The sequence below is a fragment of the Azospirillum sp. UENF 211521 genome (assembly GCF_058780535.1).
This window is the reverse complement of record NZ_JBSNCF010000002.1, coordinates 74,922-90,388: the sequence shown is the minus strand read 5'-3', so window position 1 is coordinate 90,388 and position 15,467 is coordinate 74,922. Positions and strand designations below refer to the sequence as shown.

Below are 15,467 nucleotides of genomic sequence, written 5' to 3'. Positions count from 1 at the left end.
ATCGTGGCGCTGATCCTTGGCGGCCCCCTCACCCTTCCCACGCCTGCGGCGCGGGCCCCTTCCCTCTCCCGGGGCGGGAGAGGGGAATTCCATTGCCATAAACCCCCGTCAGCCCTTCATGGCTCGGGCGTTCGACTCAATCGCCGCCATGGCCCGCATGGCGCCGGCGATCTCGGGGCCGGAGGCGCCCTGGAGCAGGCGGCGGCGCACGTCGTTCAGCGCGGCGTTCACGCGGACCAGCAGGTCGCGGCCCTCGTCGGTCAGGTGCAGGGTCTTGGCCCGCCGGTCGTCCGGCGCCTCCCGACGCTCGACCAGCTTCGCGGCCTCCAGGCTGTCGAGCAGCCGGACCAGCGACGGCCCCTCCACCCCCATCTCCTCGGCCAGCTCGCGCTGGCGCATCCCGTCACCCAGTTCGTTGAGGAGCATCAGCGGCGAGATGACGGAAGAGGAGAAGCCGCTCTCCGCCAGCACCTTGTTCGCCTCCCGCCGCCACAGATGGGCGGCGCGGAACAGGTGGATGCCGAAGTTGGACGGAAAGTCCGGGGCGGGAGTGGGAGCGGGGGTGGGCGGGCCGTTCGATTGCATGCCTATTTAATAGCTTTGCTATCTATTTTCGGCAAGACGCCCTACCCCGCCACTCGGTCATTGCAGGCATGCGCGCATCCGCGGCGTCATATGGTCGAGGAAGGCGCGGACCCGGTGCGGCACCCGTTCCCGCCCGGTGTAGACGGCGTGGATCTCCTCGCGGTCGACCAGCACGTCGTCGAGCACGCTGACCAGCCGCCCGACGGCGAGGTCGTTGCGGATGTGGTACTCGGCCAGCCGGGCCAGACCGAGGCCGAGCAGGGCCATGTGGCGCACCGTCTCGCCGTTGTTGGCGACGATGCGCGTGTCGATCTCGCGGTCGACCAGCCGCCCGCCGGACTTCAGCGGCCACACCGCGGCGGCGCGGCGGAAGTTGAAGCCCAGGCAGTCGTGACGCTCCAGATCGGCGGCGCTCTCCGGCCTCCCCTTGCGCTCCAGATAGTCCGACGACGCCACGATGCGCCGCCGCACGTCGCCCAGCCGCACCGCCAGCAGCGCCGAGTTGGACAGCCGACCGGCGCGGAAGGCCACGTCGGTCCGCGCCGCGTAGAGGTCCACCACCTCGTCGGTCAGGGTCAGGTCCAGGCGGATGCCGGGATAGTCCCGCGTGAAGTCGGGCAGCAGCGGCAGCAGGCAATGCCGCCCGAAGGGCACCGACACGCTGATGCGGATCAGGCCGGTGGGCGAGCGGGCGCCGCCCGCCACCTCCGCCTCCATGGCGTCGAGGTCGCCCAGCAGGCTTTCGGCCCGCTCGCGGTACAGCTCGCCCTCCGCGGTCAGGCGCAGCCGGCGGGTGGAGCGCTCAATCAGCCGCACGCCGAGCCGCTCCTCCAGCCGGGTCACCAGCTTGGCGGTTGAGGACGGGGTCATGCCGACCTCGCGCCCGGCGGCGCTGAAGCTGCCGAGTGCGGCGACGCGCAGGAAGACCCTCATGTCCCAGGCCCGGCTGTCGCTCATCGGGTGTGCCCTTTCGCCGATCTTGTCATTGAATGACACGATCATGCGAAAACGGACGGCATTCCGCATCCTGGCTTTTTGGCTCATCTGATGTGTCCTGCACAGCTCGCATGGATGGAGCCTTCAGTCATGCCACTCGCACTGCTGGCGCTGGCGATCAGCGCCTACGCCATCGGGACGACGGAGTTCGTCATCGTCGGCCTGCTGCCGACCGTCGCCACCGATCTGAACGTCAGCCTGCCGATGGCCGGCATGGTGGTCAGCGTCTACGCCCTGGGGGTCACCGTCGGCGCCCCGGTCCTGACCGCGCTGACCGGCCGGCTGCGGCGCAAGCCGCTGCTGCTCGGCCTGATGGGCCTCTTCATCGCCGGCAACCTGCTGGCCGGGGTCAGCCCCAACTACGAGACGCTGCTGGCCGCCCGGGTGTTCAGCGCCTTCGCGCACGGCGTCTTCTTCTCGGTCGGCGCGACCATCGCCGCCGATCTGGTGCCGGAGGACAAGCGCGCCTCGGCCATCGCCATGATGTTCTCCGGCCTGACCATCGCCATCGTCACCGGCGTGCCGATGGGCACCTGGATCGGCCAGAATTTCGGCTGGCGCGCCACCTTCCTGGCGGTCTCCGCGCTAGGCGTGATCGGCGCGCTGGGCGTCGCGGCTCTGGTCCCGGCGAAGCTCAGCCAGCCGCCCGCCGCCGGCCTCGGCACGCAGGTCCGCGTGCTGGCCAAGCCGCGCCTGCTGCTGGCCTTCGCCATCACGGCGCTGGGTTATGGCGGGACCTTCGTCGCCTTCACCTACTTGGCGCCGATCCTGGAGACGATCACCGGCTTCTCCAGCGGCACGGTCAGCCTCGTCCTGGTGCTCTACGGGGCGGCCATCGCGGTCGGCAACATGGTGGGCGGCAAGCTCGCCAACCGCAACCCGGTCCGCGCGCTGGCGTGGCTGTTCGCCCTCCAGGCGGTGGTGCTGATCGTCTTCACCTTCACCGCCTCCAGCCCGGTTCCGGCGCTGGTGACGCTGGCCGGCATGGGCGCGTTGGCCTTCGCCAACGTGCCGGGGCTCCAGCTCTACGTCGTGCAGTTGGCGCAGCGCCACGCGCCGGGCGCGGTGGACGTCGCCTCGGCCCTGAACATCGCCGCCTTCAACCTGGGCATCGCCGCCGGCGCCTTCTTCGGCGGGCGGGTGGTGGACAGCGCGCTCGGCCTCGCGGCAACACCGTGGGTGGGTGGGCTGTTCGTCCTGGGTGGGCTGGCGCTGACCCTGCTCAGCGGCGCGCTCGACCGCAAGGACGGGCGCCACGGCGCCGCCATTGCGCAATCCGCCTGATACACTGACAAAAACACAGCCCTCGAGAGGATCGAGACCAATGCACACCGTAAGCGCCAACGGCGCCTCCATCCCCGCCCTCGGCTTCGGCACCTTCCGCATGAGCGGCCCCGACGTGCTGCGCATGGTGCCGGAGGTCCTGAAGCTCGGCTTCCGCCACATCGACACCGCGCAGATCTACGGCAACGAGAGCGAGGTCGGCGAGGCCATCAAGGCGTCCGGCCTGCCGCGCGGCGAGATCTTCCTGACCACCAAGGTCTGGGTCAGCAACTACAAGGCCGACGACTTCCGCCGCTCGGTGGACGAGAGTTCTGGCGAAGCTGCGGACCGACTGCGTGGACCTGCTGCTGCTCCACTGGCCGAACGAGGCCGTTCCGCTCGCCGAGCAGATCGAGGCGCTGAACGCCGTCCAGGCCGCCGGCAAGACCCGCCACATCGGCGTCAGCAACTTCAACCGGGCGCTGCTGGACGAGTCCGTGCGCCTCAGCAAAGCGCCGATCGTGACCAACCAGATCGAGTATCACCCCTATCTCGACCAGTCGGTGATGCTGGAGGCGGCGCGCCGCCATGGCCAGTCGGTCACCGCCTATTACGCCATGGCCGACGGCAAGGTTTTCAAGGACCCGGTGCTGACCGACATCGCCGCCCGGCTGGGCCGGAGCCCCGCCCAGGTGGTCCTGCGCTGGCTGGTGCAGCAGGAGGGGGTGATCGCCCTGTCGAAGACGGTCGGCGAGAAGCGTGCCGCCGAGAACCTTGCCGTCTTCGACTTCGAACTGTCGGAGGCGGACATGGCGGCCATCCACGGCCTCGCCCGCCCCGACGGGCGGATCGTCAGCCCGGACGGTCTGGCCCCCGCCTGGGATTGAGGGAGCATTCCTCTTCCTCTCCCGGGGCGGGAGAGGGAGAGGGCGCCTAATGCGGCACCATGGGCCAGAACAGCGCGATCGCACCGGTGCCCAGCACGATCACGATCAGCGACAGCGGCAGGCCGAGGCGCGCGTAGTCGCTGAAGCGGTAGCCGCCCGGCCCCATGACCAGCGTGTTGCACTGGTGCCCGATGGGGGTGAGGAAGTCGCAGCCAGCCCCCACGGCCACCGCCATCAGGAAGGCGTCGGGCCGCAGGCCCAGATGGTTGGCGAGGCTGGCCGCGATGGGGGCCATCACCAGCACGGTGGCCGCGTTGTTCAGGAAGGGCGTCACCGCCATCGCCGCCACCAGCATCATCGCCAGCGCGCCGATGGGCGGCATCCCCTGCGCCGCGATGGACAGCCAGCCGGCGATCAGCTCCGTCCCGCCGGTGGTGCGCAACGCTTCGCTGACCGGGATCAGGGCGCCCAGCAGCACCAGGATCGGCCACTCGATCGACTCGTAGGCCTCTTTCAGCGTGATCACCCGCAGCGCCGTCATGGCGACCGCCGCACCGAAGAAGGCGAGCGTCACCGGGACGAGGCTGGTCGCCACCAGACCGATGGTCACCGCCATCACGGCCAGCGCGATCCGCCGCTTGCGCCGCCGCCCGATGGACAGGTTGCGCTCCGCCAGCGGCAGGCAGCCCAGTTCGTTCAGCGTGTCCGACAACCCCGCCGCCCGCGCCTGGAGAACGACCAGATCGCCCGGCTGGAAGCGGACGCGGCGCAGCCTCTGGCGGATCGGCCGGCCGCGCCGGCTGAGCGCCAGCAGGTTGGCGCCGTAGCGCTCGCGCAGCTCGACATCCTCGACGTTGCTGCCGATCAGGGGGGAGCGCGGCTCCACCACCGCTTCGAGGACCGCCAGATCCTCGTCGCTTTCCACCCCCTCCAGCTCCTTCTCGTGCATCAGCTCCAGGCCGGCGTGCTTCACGAGGTCGCCCAGCGCCTGGGTGTCGGCCTCCAGCACCAGCACGTCGCCCGCGAGCAGCACCCAGTGGCCGGACGGGATGTGGCGGCGGTGCCGGCCGCGGATGATCGCCGCCACCGTCACGTCGCCCTCGCCATAGGCCTCCAGGTCGGCCACCGTCTTGCCGACGAAGGGCGACTTCTCCGGCAGCAGCGCCTCCGCCGTGTAGTCGTCGATGGAGAAGCCCCCGGCGCTGCCCGACGCCGCCTGCCGGCCGGTGGGCAGAAGGCGGTAGCCGACCGTCAGAAAGGCCACCCCCGCCACCGCGACGGTCAGGCCGACCGGCGTGAAGTCGAACATGCCGAAGGGTTCCCCGACCATCTCGTTGCGCAGGCGGCTGACGATGATGTTGGGGGAGGTGCCGACCAGCGTCATCAGCCCGCCGAGAAGCGAGCCGAAGGCCATCGGCATCAGCAGCGACGACACCTTCGTCCCGTTGCGCCGCGCCACTTGCATGGCGATGGGCATGAAGATGGCGAGCGCCCCGATGTTCTTGACCACCGCGGAGAGCAGCGTCACCGCCCCCGTCAACACGATGATCTGCGCCGGCACGGTCTTCATGCGGGCGCTGAGCGGGCGCATCACCTCCTCGACGATGCCGGAGCGGCCGACCGCCGCGCTGACCACCAGCGCGGAGCCGACGATGATGACGATGTCGTCGGAAAAGCCGGCGAAAGCGTCCTTTGGCTTGACGATCCCGACGGCCACCGCCGCCAGCAGCGCCAACATGGCGACGAGATCGTAGCGCAGCTTGTCCCAGATCAGCAGCGCGATCACCGCGCCGATGATGCCGAAGGCGAGTCCCTGGTCGAGCGTCATGCAGCCCTTTTTTGGGGAATTGTTGGTGCGTCGTTACTGGGATTTGCCGGAGGATGAGCCCGATGGCGCCGCGTCGCGCCCCTTGCCGGCCCCGCTGGAGCCGGTGTTGGCGTTCGACGGCGACCGGGCGTTCCGGACAAGTTCGCCGCAGTGTGGCTGCTCGTCACTGCCTGGGTCAAGAAAAGGCAGGACGCTGGCGAGCGGAGTCAGCAGGACGCCCAGCGCCACCGCAGCGGCGCCGCGCGCCGCCGACTCCGCCGCGTTCACCCCGATGTCCGGCGCCCCCAGGGTGCCGCGGACATGGACCGGGACGTGGGTGGCGAAGATCTGGGGGCTCTTGGCCCGCCCCAGCACGGTCAGGTCCATCGCCTCGCTGCGCAGGTTGATCGTGCCGTCCGCCGTCACCAGCGTTTCCGGCGTGTCGAGCACCAACGCGCGGCTTTCCACCAGCCCGTCCTTCACCGTCACGTCGGCGACCAGACAGTTGAAGGGCAAGGGTTTGTCGCCGGACAGGACGACGCCCAGCGTTTCCAGGATGTTGGTCTTCAGCCCCTTGACGGCGTAGCTGGTGATCCGGCCGCCGTCCACGGCGACGCCCAGCTTGCCGTCGGAGGACCCCAGGATGTTGGCGACCGTGGTCCCCTGCCCCTTCAGCTGGATGCGTCCGCTGGCCGTGCCGCCCATCTCCTGCGCGAAGGCCGTCTCGCGGAACAGGCGGGCCAGCTTGATCTGCCGAACGTCCAGGTTCACGTCCAACGCCGGGGTCTTCCGCCCGCCGTCGAGCACCGCCGTCCCGGCCACCCGCCCGCCGCCGACGCCGAGCGACAGCGGGTCGAGCACCAGCCGCCCGTTCTCCAGCTTCGCCCGCGCGTCGAGCGCGTCCAGCGTGGAGAAGGGCGCCTCCACATGCTCGCCACGGAACTTCACGTCCATGTCGGCGGTGCGCAGCTTCTCCAGCGGCACCTCGGTGGCCGGGATGATCCGCTCCCGCCCCTTGGTCGGGTAGTCGCCGCGGCCTTCCGGCGAGGCGCCGATGAAGCCCGCCAGATCGATCGCCGCCAGCTTGCGCGACGTGAGGTCGCCGGTGATCCGCGGACGCTCGCCACCCAGATCGACCGCCACCTGTCCGGACAGGTCGCTTTCGCCGACCTTGCCCTTCATCCCCTCGAACCGCCAGACGTCGCCCTCGCGCCCGAGATGGCCGGAAATGGCGTAGGGCCGCGTCGTCGGCACCGGAATGCCCAGGATCGGGAAGACGTCGGCCAGATCGTCGCCGCGCAGTTCCACCGACAGGTCGACGCCCTGGAGCAGCACCGGCTCGGCGATCGAGCCCTCGATCTTGCCGCGCGTCTTGCCGATGGCGGTCTCGACGCGCAGCGGATAGGGCTTGGGATCGTCGCGCAGATACTCCAGCGAGCCGCCGGCCGCCGTCAGGGTGAAGGGCTTGCCGGCGAAGTCGCCCTTGCCCTCCAGCCGGACCTCCTGATCGCCGTTGCCGCCGACCGCCGTGTTGACGCCGCTGTCGATGTCGATCTTGCGGGTCGGGTCGCGGAAGCGCAGGCGCCCCTCCTCGACCACCAGCGTCTCGATGATCGGCAGGTCGGTGCGGTCTTCCGGCTTCACCGTCTCCTTCGCCGCCTCCTTGCGCGGGTCCGGCCCGCCGAAGTCCCAATTGGCGGCCCCTTCCCGGTTCTTCTCCAGAAGCAGCCTGGGACCGGTGAGGCGGATTTCCGGAAACTCGAAATCGCCGCGCAGCAGCGGCCAGGGGCGGAGTTGAAGATCCAGCACCCGCAGCTCCGCCATCGTCTTGTCGTCGCTCCACTCCGCGTTGGCGACCCGAAGCCCCTCGACGCGGATGCGCAGCGGGTCCCCCAACCGGACGTTGAGATCGCCGTCGATGGCGACCTCGCGGTTCAGCGCCTTGGACGCCTGCCGGGCGATGAAGCCGCGGGCGTCGTTCCAGTCGAGGACGGCCAAGGCGATGCCGACGCCCGCCGCCACCGTCACCACCAGCCCCAACAGGCCGTAGCCGATCCATTTCACCACGGCCATCCGCCACGCCCCCTTGCCTGTCCGCACCGCACCCTCTGGCTGAATAACGGGCAAATGACCGCCGGTGTGGCGCCTTACCTCCAAAGGGCTGAGGAAAGGATGATCTTGTGCGGATTTAACGAAAAATTGAGCGAATCATGCTAGGGGTGGTACCGCACGGCGTTCCACTTCCCTCCCGACCCGAGAACCATGCGTTCACTTACGAATTTTGCTCCCTCCACCTTCGAGGAGCGCGGCGCCGCCGTGGCCTTCACCACCCCGGTGCTGGCGCAGACGCGGGTGCGCAAGGACGACCGGGACAAGCTGGAGGTTCTGATTCCCAACCTGTCGGACGGGCACGGCGTCTATGTGGTGCCGTGGAAGGGTCTGCCGCTCGCCTTCCCGATGACCGTCCACGACCGCATGCTGCAGGACCTGATCCGCAAGGCGGACGGCTGCTCGCCGGACGACATCCGCAAGGCGGTGCTCCAGGCGGCGCGCTGCGGCCTCGCCGGACCGCTGGCCGTCGAGGCGGCGGAGGCGGCGCTGCGCGACGAGGACGAGCAGCGGCTGCTCATCAACTACCAGCTCATCGTCGAGGTGCTGAAGGCGGTCGGGCTGGAATCGACCGACATCCTGCGCGCCGGCCTCGGCTCGGAAAAGGGCGAGCAGCTGACCCGCAGCTACATGACCAAGGCGGCCCAGAGCCTCGCCCTGGAGCCGACCGAACTCTACGCGCGCGTGGCCGAGCTGGCGACCTTCATGGAGCCGGTGGGCATCGCCACCTCGCCGAAGCCGGCGCGGCTGCGCCGTCTGGCCCGCGACCTGCTGCAGTTCCGCGACAGCTTGACCGACTGGGCGAACGGCAGCGTGTCGGAGGCCGCCCCCATCGGCACCTTCTGCGCGGAGGTGGCGGAGCACACGCTCAACCAGGTCCGCAACGTGGTGAACCAGCTCGACCAGTCGGTCGCCGCTTTTGAAACGCTGCTGCGCCAGTGGGACACCAAGCGCACGCTGGTGCGCAGGTCGACCACCCGGCTGTCCTGGCTGCTCGACGGCTGGGACTTCATCATCACGAGCTGGGCGGAGGCCCAGACCCGGAGCAAGCACGAGCAGGACATGACCGTGCACGAGCTGTTCCGCGTCCTGCCCCTGCTGCCCAAGGACGAGGAGAAGTCCGACCACGCGCTGCTGGCCGACCGGCTTCTCGCCTCGAACCGCCGCACGGTGCGCGCCTATGTGGACTGGCGCAGCGGCCAGCTCGACATGGACCTCGTGATGCGGATCGAGGCGATCAAGGCGAAGGCGGCCTGACCCATGACCACCGATCCCAAGGCCCTTCTCAGCCTCGGCACCAAGCTGCTGGACATCGACGAGGCCCGGTTCCGGCAGGTGGTCGACCTGCTCCAGCAGATCGGCGACCATCCGGAGGTCCGGCACACCTTCTCGCTGATCCGCCCCCGTCTGGCCGAGGTGCGGCCCAGGCGGCGCGCGACCTTCAAGCGGCTGTTCTGCGAACCGTTCGAGGACTTGTTCCAGCTTCCCACCGGCAACCAGCCGGCTCCGCTGAACAAGGTGGACCGCGACGCCGTCAACGCCCTGTGGCCGCTGGTGGAGGGTCAGATCGGCAAGGAGCGGCTGCGCGGCGTCACGGGCGCGCTGGGCGACGGCGCGTCGCGGGCAGAGCCGGCCCGCGCCTTCTGGTCCATGGCCTCCGCCGCCGTGGCCGGCATTCTGGAGCAGACGGAGACGGGGCGCTTCGCCGACGAGCTGGGGCTGCGGCTGAACCCCGACCGCATCCGGACCCTTGAGGACATCGCCCGCATCCTGACCATCGCCCAGCCGGTGGCGGAGCTGAAGGCCGTCCTGTCGCCCAAGCCGATCCAGAAGCTGCACAAGGATCATCTGGACGGCATCCAGGCCATCGGGCGGCAGGTCGCGCGCTCCCGCCCGGAGGCGCTGAAACTGTTCATCCTTCTGGCCGCTGCCCGCCTGTCCGACCCATCGATCCTGCTGGGCAGCCTGTGGGACATGGACCTGGGCCAGAAGTCCAGCGACCGGGCCGCCCTGTTCCTGGACCTCGGCGGCACGGTGGTGGCGCAGATCGAGGAACGGTCGCGCGGCGTCGCCTCGACCTCCGGCGGCACGGTGGACCGCATGGCCGCCGCCACCCTCGCGGTCGATCTGGTGGCCAGCCTGGAGGCCACGCGCAACGCCATGGAGCACAGCCGCAACAAGGACTTCGACCAGCGGCTGAAGACCATCCGGAACTCGGTGCACGAGCTGGTGCGCACCCAGGTGCTCGACGGCGCGGACACCGAAATCCTTACCGCGGTGGAGACGCTGGTCCCCGGCACCGACACGGCGCGGATGGCGCAGGCCGAGAATCAGGCGCGCGCCCTGCGCAAATGCTCGACCATCGTCGACACGCTGGGCCTGCGCGGCGAGCTGAAGAGCGTGACCCAGCAGGCCACCGCCTCGCTGACCGGCACGGCACGGCAGTCGCTGGCGGACGGGGTCGGCGACGCACGGACAGGCTACACCGCCATCCGCATGATCGAGCTGATTGCCGGACCGGCGGAGGCCAACCAGGTTATGGACGACATCCTGCGGGGTGGACGCCGCTGAGGGCACCGGGGAGATCGCATGACGCGCCGCGGAGGCTATGTCGGCTGGGCGCTGCCGGAGGCGGAGCGCGCCCGCCTGCTGGCGCGGTTCCCGGCGCGCTACGCCCGCACCGTCGCCCATCACATCACGTTGGCCCACGGCGTCGGAGCGGGACATCCGCTGCCCACGGAACGTGAGGGAACGGTCCTCGGGCTAGCCGACGACGGCGAAGGCGTTCAGGCGCTGGTCGTCGCCATCGCCGGGACGACCGGCCGGCCCGGCGGCGGCATCTACCACATCACATGGTCGCTGGGACCGGGGCGCCGGGCGGTGGAGTCGAACGCGGTGATCGCGCGCCTCGGCTGGACCCCGGTGGAGCCCGTCGCCGTCCGGCTTGAGCCGCGCTTCTTCCCGCTTTAGGCGCCGTTTTTAAGCGCCGGGGCCGCCGCTGGCGTTGGCCTCGGCCGCGGCACCGCGGTTCAACGCCTGCTCGCGGTGGAAGACGAACAGGCCGCTGCCGATGATGAGCAGCGCACCGACGATGATGCGCAGGGTCGGCGCCGTGCCCCAGACCAGCAGGTCGAGCACCACCGCCCAGATGATCGAGACATACTGGAACGGCACGACGACCGCCGCCGGGCTGAGCTGGAGCGAACGGTTCATCGCCGCGTGCCCGACCAGCGCCGTGACGCCGAGCGCGCCCAGCAGCAGGAAGTCCAACCCCGGCGGCGGCACCCAGACCAGCGGCAGCGCCGCACTGCCGAGCAGGCCGGTGCCGAAGGTCTGGAAGCTGACCAGAGACAGGTTGCTCGAATCGCGCAGCAGCCGGGTGGAGATCAGGCCCGTGGAGAAGACCAGCGTGCCGAACAGGGCGACCAGCGACGGCACCGCGTCGAACTGGCCCGTCGGGTTCAGCACGATCACCACCCCGGCGAAGCCGACCACCACCGCCGCCCAGCGGCGCCAGCCCACCTTCTCGCCGAGCAGCGGCACCGACAGGGCGGTGACGATCAGCGGGGCGGCCATGTAGATGGTCATGACGTTGGCGAGCGGCAGCGACCGCACCGCCCAGTAGAAGCAGGCGACCTCGCCCGCCACGCAGCCGACGCGCAGAAGATGCAACGGCAGCCGCTTCACCGCGAAGACCGACCGCACCCCCTCGCGCAGGATCAGCGGGGCCAGCAGCATCGCGCCGAACAGGCTGCGGATGGCCAGCAGCATCGCCACCGGATAGTCGGCGACCAGCCATTTGCCGAGCGCGTCGTTGACGGTGAACAGCGACATGCCCAGCAGCATCAGCAGGATGCCCAGGCGGGTGTCGGTGGCGGCGGAGGACGGGGTGCTGGAGGCGATCATCTCGGTTCACGCAAAAAATCCCTCCCCCCGCGCACGGCGGGGGAAGGGATGGGATCGGGGCGGCAAAATGACGGGTGCGCGCGGTTCAGACCACGCCCTTCTCCCGCAGGGCGGCGATGTCCGCCGCGCATAGGCCCAGCGCCTCCTCCAGCACGGCGTCGGTGTGCTGGCCGAGCGTCGGTGGGGCGACCGTATGCTCGATGGGGGTCGCGGAGTAGCGGATCGGGCTCGCCACCGTCGGCACCGTCCCGGCGGTCGGGTGCGGCAGGTCCTGGTGGATGTGGCGGGCCTGGACGTGGGGGTCGGCAAAGACCTGGGACACGTCGTTGATCGGCCCGCAGGGCACGCCCACCGCTTCCAGAGCCGACAGCCAGTCGCGGCTGGTCCGCTGCTCCAGCAGCCGCTCCAGGATCGGCACCAGCTCCTTGCGGTTGGCGACGCGGGCCGGGTTGGTGGCGTAGCGCGGGTCCTGCGCCAGCTCCGGACGGCCGGCAACCTGACAGAACTTGGTGAACTGCCCGTCGTTGCCGACCGCCAGGATGATGTGGCCGTCCAGCGTGGCGAAGGCCTGATAGGGCACGATGTTCGGGTGGGCGTTGCCCAGCCGCTGCGGCGCCTTGCCGCCGACCAGATAATTCATCGCCTGGTTCGCCAGCACCGCCACCTGCACGTCGAGCAGGGCGAGGTTCACCCACTGCCCCTCCCCCGTCCGGTCGCGGTGGGCCAGCGCGCCGAGCACGCCGATGGTGGCGTAGAGGCCGGTGAAGACGTCGGTCACCGCGACGCCGACCTTGACCGGACCGCCGCCCGCTTCGGCGTCGGGCTGGCCGGTGATGCTCATCAGCCCGCCCATGCCCTGGATCATGAAGTCGTAGCCGGCGCGCTTGGCGTAGGGGCCGTCCTGCCCGAATCCGGTGATCGAGCAGTAGACGAGACCCGGGTTGATCGCCTTCAGGCTGTCATAGTCCAGCCCGTACTTGACCAGCCCGCCGACCTTGAAGTTCTCGATGACGACGTCGGCCTGGGCAGCCAGCTTGCGGACCAGCTCCTGGCCTTCCGGTCGCTCGAAGTCGATGGTGATCGACCGCTTGCCGCGGTTGGTGGAGAGGAAATAGGCCGACTCCTCCCCGGCCCAGGGGGGGCCCCAGGCGCGCGTGTCGTCCCCGGCGCCGGGCCGTTCGACCTTGATGACGTCCGCGCCGAGATCGGCCAGCGTCTGCGCCGCCCACGGCCCGGCGAGCACGCGGGAGAGTTCCAGAACACGGACATGGGAAAGCGGGCCGGGCATGGTGGGGTCCTTATGGAAAAGCGCCTGATTCCCCTCTCCCGCCCCGGGAGAGGGTGCCCGCGTCAGCGGGCGGGTGAGGGTCGTACGAGGATCGTCGCGCTGATCCTTGGCGGCACCCTCACCCTTCCCACGCCACTGGCGTGGGCCCCTTCCCTCTCCCGAGGCGGGAGAGGGGCAACATCACCTCACGCGAAGGCCTGGATGCCGGTGATGGCGCGGCCCAGGATCAGGGCGTGGATGTCGTGCGTGCCCTCGTAGGTGTTCACCGCCTCCAGGTTCATCACGTGGCGGATGACGTGGAACTCGTCGGCGATGCCGTTGCCGCCGTGCATGTCACGGGCGACGCGGGCGATGTCCAGGGCCTTGCCGCAGTTGTTGCGCTTGATGAGCGAGATCATCTCCGGCGCCGCCTTGCCGGCGTCGAGCAGACGGCCGACCTGCAGCGCGGCCTGCAGGCCGAGCGCGATCTCCGTCTGCATGTTGGCGAGCTTGAGCTGCGGGATCTGGTTCGCGGCCAGCGGGCGGCCGAACTGCTTGCGGTCGATCTGGTACTGGCGGGCGGCGTGGAAGCAGAACTCCGCGGCGCCCATGGCGCCCCAGGCGATGCCGTAGCGGGCGCGGTTCAGGCAGCCGAACGGGCCGACGATGCCCTCGATGTTCGGCAGGCGGTTCTCCTCCGGCACGAACACCTCGTCCATGACGATCTCGCCGGTGGCCGAGGCGCGCAGCGAGAACTTGCCTTCGATCTTCGGCGCCGACAGGCCCTTCATGCCCTTTTCGAGCACGAAGCCGTTCATCTTGCCCTCGTCGGTCTTCGCCCAGACGACGAAGACGTCGGCGACCGGCGAGTTGGTGATCCACATCTTCGCGCCGCTGAGGATGTAGCCGTCCGCGACCTTCTTGGCGCGGGTCTTCATGCCGGCGGGGTCGGAGCCGGCGTCCGGCTCGGTCAGGCCGAAGCAGCCGATCCATTCGCCGGTGGCGAGCTTCGGCAGGTACTTCTCGCGCTGCGCCTCGCTGCCGTAGGCGTAGATCGGGTGCATGACCAGCGAGGACTGCACCGACATGGCGGAGCGGTAGCCGCTGTCCACCCGCTCGACCTCGCGGGCGACCAGACCGTAAGAGACGTAGTTGACGCCGGCGCAGCCGTAGCCGTCGATCGTCGAGCCGAGGAAGCCCAGCTCGCCCATCTCGTTCATGATCTCGCGGTGGAAGATCTCGTGCCGGTTGGCCTCGGTCACGCGCGGCAGCAGCTTGTCCTGGCAATAGCTGCGCGCGGCGTCGCGGATCATCCGCTCGTCCTCGGTCAGCTGCTCGTCGAGGAGCAGCGGGTCTTCCCAGGCGAAGGAAGCGAGCTTGGCGGAGGCGGCTCCGGTCTTGGCGGCCATGTTTAAAATCTCCCTAGGTCCGATGCGCCCAACATGGCGCGGTCGCTTTCATGGTTCAAATACATTTATCAGGGGACTTTAATATGATCCTCATATAAGACACTGCCATGGACCTGCGCCATCTCCGCCATTTCGTGGCCGTCGCCGAGGAGCTGCATTTCAGCCGCGCCGCCGCCCGGCTGGGCATCGGCCAGCCGCCGCTCAGCCAGTCGATCCAGGCGCTTGAGGCCGAACTGGGCGCCCGCCTGTTCGAGCGTACCAAACGCCGGGTCGAGCTGACCGAGCCGGGGCAACTCCTTCTCGGCGAGGCGCGGGAGATCCTGGCGCGGGCGGAGCGCGCCGCCGTGCTGACCCGCCGCGCCGCCAAGGGCGAGGTCGGCGAACTGCGCGTCGGCTTCACCGCGGCGGCCCCCTTCCTGCCGATTGTGCCGCGGATCATCGACGCCTACCGCCGGGCCCATCCCGACGTGCATCTGACTCTGGTCGAGCTGCCGTCCAAGCAGCAGTTGACGGCGCTGGCCGACCGCCGGCTCGACGTCGGCTTCATCCGGGAGCCGCGCTTCGTCCCCGAGCCCGAGTTCCTTTCGCTTCCACGACGTGGTGCGGGAACCGCTGCTGGCGGTGATGCGCGCCGACCATCCGCTGGCCGGGCGGGAGGTGGTGCCGCTGGCCGCGCTGCGCGACGAGCCCTTCGTCTTCTACCCCGCCGATTTCGGCACCAGCACGCACGAGCAGGTCTTCGCCCTGTGCGCCGCCGCCGGATTCCGCCCCAACGTGACCCAGGACGCGCGCGAGGCCTTCACCATCATCGGGCTGATCGCCGCCGGGCTGGGCGTGTCGATTCTTCCCGGCCAGCTTCGGCAGGTGGCGCTGGAGGGAGTGGTGTACCGGCCGCTCGACACGCCGGACGCCGTCACCACCCTGCAACTGGCCCAACGGAGCAACGAAAGTTCGCCCCTGGTGAAAAAATTCACCGGTCTCGTCGAACGGATCGTTCCGTTTGTTCCACCGATCCCCGACACCTGACCGGCGACTCGGGAAAAATCGCCCGTCCGGACCCCGAACCTCCCAAAGTCTGGGTTTTCAAGCGGTCAAGGAAGGAGCAAACTCCCGTTCAAACCGCGTGCACGGCCTTCGCAGATGCACAAAATTTCGTCAGACCGACGCCGAACCGTTGAATTGATCACAATGCGAGCGTCGGGCTTGTCGAATTTATTAAACGGGTATACCGTCTGACC

Annotated in this window: 13 protein-coding genes and 2 pseudogenes; 8 read left to right on the top strand and 7 right to left on the bottom strand. The window is 69.5% G+C overall.

Annotation, left to right across the window (positions count from 1 at the left end; genetic code table 11):
• Positions 1-108 precede the first annotated feature (108 nt).
• Both ACWPN5_RS17165 and ACWPN5_RS17160 read right to left on the bottom strand, forming a co-directional pair.
• On the bottom strand, positions 109-585 hold the full coding sequence (locus tag ACWPN5_RS17165; RefSeq protein WP_492296472.1) for a MarR family winged helix-turn-helix transcriptional regulator: 477 nt from the start codon (positions 583-585) through the stop codon (positions 109-111).
• Positions 586-642: 57 nt separating this feature from the next.
• On the bottom strand, positions 643-1,542 hold the full coding sequence (locus tag ACWPN5_RS17160) for a LysR substrate-binding domain-containing protein (RefSeq protein ID WP_492296471.1): 900 nt from the start codon (positions 1,540-1,542) through the stop codon (positions 643-645).
• A gap of 129 nt (positions 1,543-1,671) precedes the next feature.
• Between ACWPN5_RS17160 and ACWPN5_RS17155 the strand changes: the two genes are divergently transcribed.
• From ACWPN5_RS17155 to ACWPN5_RS17145, 3 genes and pseudogenes are all read left to right on the top strand, one after another.
• Positions 1,672-2,865, top strand: a complete 1,194-nt coding sequence (locus tag ACWPN5_RS17155) for an MFS transporter (RefSeq protein ID WP_492296469.1) — start codon at positions 1,672-1,674, stop codon at positions 2,863-2,865.
• 40 nt (positions 2,866-2,905) lie between these two features.
• Positions 2,906-3,115: pseudogene (locus ACWPN5_RS17150) on the top strand (aldo/keto reductase); the annotation flags it as partial.
• Positions 3,116-3,200: 85 nt separating this feature from the next.
• Positions 3,201-3,731, top strand: a complete 531-nt coding sequence (locus tag ACWPN5_RS17145; protein ID WP_492296467.1) for an aldo/keto reductase — start codon at positions 3,201-3,203, stop codon at positions 3,729-3,731.
• 46 nt (positions 3,732-3,777) lie between these two features.
• Here the strand turns inward: ACWPN5_RS17145 and ACWPN5_RS17140 are convergent, their stop codons facing one another.
• Positions 3,778-5,559, bottom strand: a complete 1,782-nt coding sequence (locus ACWPN5_RS17140; RefSeq protein ID WP_145689937.1) for an SLC13 family permease — start codon at positions 5,557-5,559, stop codon at positions 3,778-3,780.
• A 33-nt stretch (positions 5,560-5,592) separates the two neighbouring features.
• Complete coding sequence (locus ACWPN5_RS17135) at positions 5,593-7,611, bottom strand: AsmA family protein (protein ID WP_492296466.1); 2,019 nt, start codon at positions 7,609-7,611, stop codon at positions 5,593-5,595.
• Between the two features lie 189 nt (positions 7,612-7,800).
• Here ACWPN5_RS17135 and ACWPN5_RS17130 point away from each other — a divergent pair, with 189 nt between their 5' ends.
• Genes ACWPN5_RS17130 through ACWPN5_RS17120 form a run of 3 tightly spaced genes read left to right on the top strand, consistent with a single transcriptional unit; the run spans position 7,801 to position 10,617 of the window.
• Positions 7,801-8,904: a hypothetical protein gene (locus ACWPN5_RS17130; protein WP_145689935.1), complete on the top strand. Its 1,104-nt coding sequence runs from the start codon at positions 7,801-7,803 to the stop codon at positions 8,902-8,904.
• Positions 8,905-8,907: 3 nt separating this feature from the next.
• Positions 8,908-10,218: a hypothetical protein gene (locus ACWPN5_RS17125; protein ID WP_492296464.1), complete on the top strand. Its 1,311-nt coding sequence runs from the start codon at positions 8,908-8,910 to the stop codon at positions 10,216-10,218.
• Positions 10,219-10,236: 18 nt separating this feature from the next.
• On the top strand, positions 10,237-10,617 hold the full coding sequence (locus ACWPN5_RS17120) for a hypothetical protein (protein ID WP_145689933.1): 381 nt from the start codon (positions 10,237-10,239) through the stop codon (positions 10,615-10,617).
• A gap of 9 nt (positions 10,618-10,626) precedes the next feature.
• Here the strand turns inward: ACWPN5_RS17120 and ACWPN5_RS17115 are convergent, their stop codons facing one another.
• From ACWPN5_RS17115 to ACWPN5_RS17105, 3 genes are all read right to left on the bottom strand, one after another.
• Positions 10,627-11,553, bottom strand: a complete 927-nt coding sequence (locus ACWPN5_RS17115) for a DMT family transporter (protein ID WP_114858005.1) — start codon at positions 11,551-11,553, stop codon at positions 10,627-10,629.
• Positions 11,554-11,638: 85 nt separating this feature from the next.
• On the bottom strand, positions 11,639-12,841 hold the full coding sequence (locus tag ACWPN5_RS17110) for a CaiB/BaiF CoA transferase family protein (protein WP_492296461.1): 1,203 nt from the start codon (positions 12,839-12,841) through the stop codon (positions 11,639-11,641).
• A gap of 185 nt (positions 12,842-13,026) precedes the next feature.
• Entirely contained in the window at positions 13,027-14,229 is a 1,203-nt protein-coding gene (locus tag ACWPN5_RS17105; protein ID WP_492296459.1) for an acyl-CoA dehydrogenase, read from the bottom strand.
• A gap of 107 nt (positions 14,230-14,336) precedes the next feature.
• On the opposite strand from ACWPN5_RS17105, the pseudogene ACWPN5_RS17100 reads away from it, so the two are divergent.
• A pseudogene (locus ACWPN5_RS17100) lies at positions 14,337-14,753 on the top strand (LysR family transcriptional regulator); the annotation flags it as partial.
• Positions 14,754-14,829: 76 nt separating this feature from the next.
• Positions 14,830-15,255 carry a LysR family substrate-binding domain-containing protein gene (locus tag ACWPN5_RS17095; RefSeq protein ID WP_492296457.1) on the top strand — a complete coding sequence of 142 codons (426 nt, stop codon included), beginning with the start codon at positions 14,830-14,832 and terminating at the stop codon, positions 15,253-15,255.
• Positions 15,256-15,467: the final 212 nt, after the last annotated feature.